The organism is Candidatus Binatia bacterium (assembly GCA_036382395.1).
Taxonomy (GTDB): Bacteria; Desulfobacterota; Binatia; order HRBIN30; family HRBIN30; genus JAGDMS01.
In genome coordinates this window covers 1-1,655 of record DASVHW010000098.1, presented here as the reverse complement: position 1 = coordinate 1,655, position 1,655 = coordinate 1, and the positions used below count along the sequence as shown (strand labels likewise).

Below are 1,655 nucleotides of genomic sequence, written 5' to 3'. Positions count from 1 at the left end.
GCGAGCGGGCTGCCGTCCTGAGCGCGGACGGTCAGCTCGACGTCTGCCGCGCGGTGCTTCCGGATTGCCGATTCGGGGCTTGTCATGGACAGAGACTACACGGAGCTTCCACTGAGAGACGGGCGGGTTTGAGTTCGGATCTGTTCGTCTGGGCTGCGCTGCTCTGTCTAGAACGCGGTGGGTGGTCTTCGACGCGATCCGTCCGGCGGGCACGATGGTCGTCGTCACTGGCCTGCTCGATCCGCGCTGGAGGCTTGGAGATCGACGCCGAGGCGATCCTCGGCGACGCCACCGACCCGTCGGACGACACAGGTATTGGGTGAGGAGCTCGTCGGCTCCACGTCGTTGACATGGGATCGAGCGCCTGAATGGCGCGCCCGGCAAGTGCAAGCGAGACGGTCGCGGCAGCCAGCCACGGCGTCTCGGACCTACCGTCGGCGAGATGGTCTGGGCGCCGACGGCGCATCGCCGAGGCAGCCTCATGACGGACCGTCATGACGCGGTGGTCTCGCGTCAGCACACTGACGCCACGTTCCATGCCCTGGGGAGCCTGAGCGGCCGGGCGGCACCTAACCCGTGCGTCGAGTCCCGGCCGCACCAGTCCCTCTCAGGCGAAGGAGATGACCGTGGAAACGGTCAAGCTGGCCACCAAGCGGTCGTTCACGACCGATGAAGCGCGCGCAATTTCGACCCAGCTGGGGATCGACTTCGGCGCTCTGGACTTCGGCGCTCTGGGGTGCGATCTCGAGCAGTTCCGCATGGGGCTTGGCGTCGAGCTCGAATATAGGCCCAGAGACCCGGAGACCGACGTCAGCGGGAACGATCCGATCGTCACCGGGAAGATCGCGCTTGCCCACCTGACGGAGTTCCCGGACTACTACACCCGCCTGGCCGTCCTGGAGCGCGAAGCGGCCGACCACAAGAGCAGGAGGAAGTAGCGCGGAGGGTCATCGCGACCTTCCGAGACCCGTTTGGCGGACAGCTGGGCATGGGTTCCGGGTTCTCGTTTCCAGGGCGATCTCATCGGCAGCGCAGCGAGAGGTCCCGGGCCGGATAGTCCCGCAGGAGGAAGACATGGGCAACAACAACGAATCAGGTCACGTGATGCGTGCGGCTCGTCGCCTCGCGGTTGGGCTGGTGTCAGCCGCGCTGCTGATCGGCGCAGCCGTCCCCGCCGCCGTTGCCGACGGAGGCCCGACCACCCTACGCGCGGCCTCCCGCAACCTGCTCATCGGCACCGCAGTCGGCCTGCCGCAGCTCGACACGGACCCGACCTACAGCCAGATCCTCGCGACACAGTTCGACTCCGTCACGCCCGAGAACGCGATGAAGTGGGACACCACCGAGCCCCAACCGGGCGTGTTCAACTTCGCGCCTGCCGACCACATCGTCGCCTTCGCCAAAGACCACGGCCAGCGGGTGCGCGGGCACACGCTGGTCTGGCACAGCCAGCTCCCGTCCTGGGTGACCAACGGCAACTGGACTCCCGACCAGCTGCGCGACATCCTGCGCCGGCACATCATGGTCGAGGCCGGCCACTTCAAGGGGCAGGTCTACGCCTGGGACGTCGTCAACGAGCCACTCGACGACAGCGCCATCCTGCGCGACACGATCTTCCTGCAGAAGCTCGGCCCAGGCTATATCGCCGACGCCTT

The 1,655-nt window shown here is 66.9% G+C and carries 3 protein-coding genes; all 3 read left to right on the top strand.

All coding sequences use genetic code 11. From position 1 onward, the window contains the following. Window positions 1-323 (top strand): hypothetical protein (locus VF515_04740; GenBank protein ID HEX7406943.1); only part of this gene is annotated, 323 nt, incomplete at its 5' end. A 297-nt stretch (window positions 324-620) separates the two neighbouring features. Continuing rightward, complete coding sequence (locus tag VF515_04735) at window positions 621-938, top strand: DUF5661 family protein (protein HEX7406942.1); 318 nt, start codon at window positions 621-623, stop codon at window positions 936-938. Window positions 939-1,074: 136 nt separating this feature from the next. Continuing rightward, the coding region (locus VF515_04730; GenBank protein ID HEX7406941.1) for an endo-1,4-beta-xylanase at window positions 1,075-1,655 on the top strand (581 nt) is incomplete at its 3' end.

Bases quoted from the DNA above. Each gene is read 5' to 3' on its own strand.
- VF515_04735 (HEX7406942.1), top strand. From the start codon at position 621: ATGACCGTGGAAACGGTCAAGCTGGCCACCAAGCGGTCGTTCACGACC.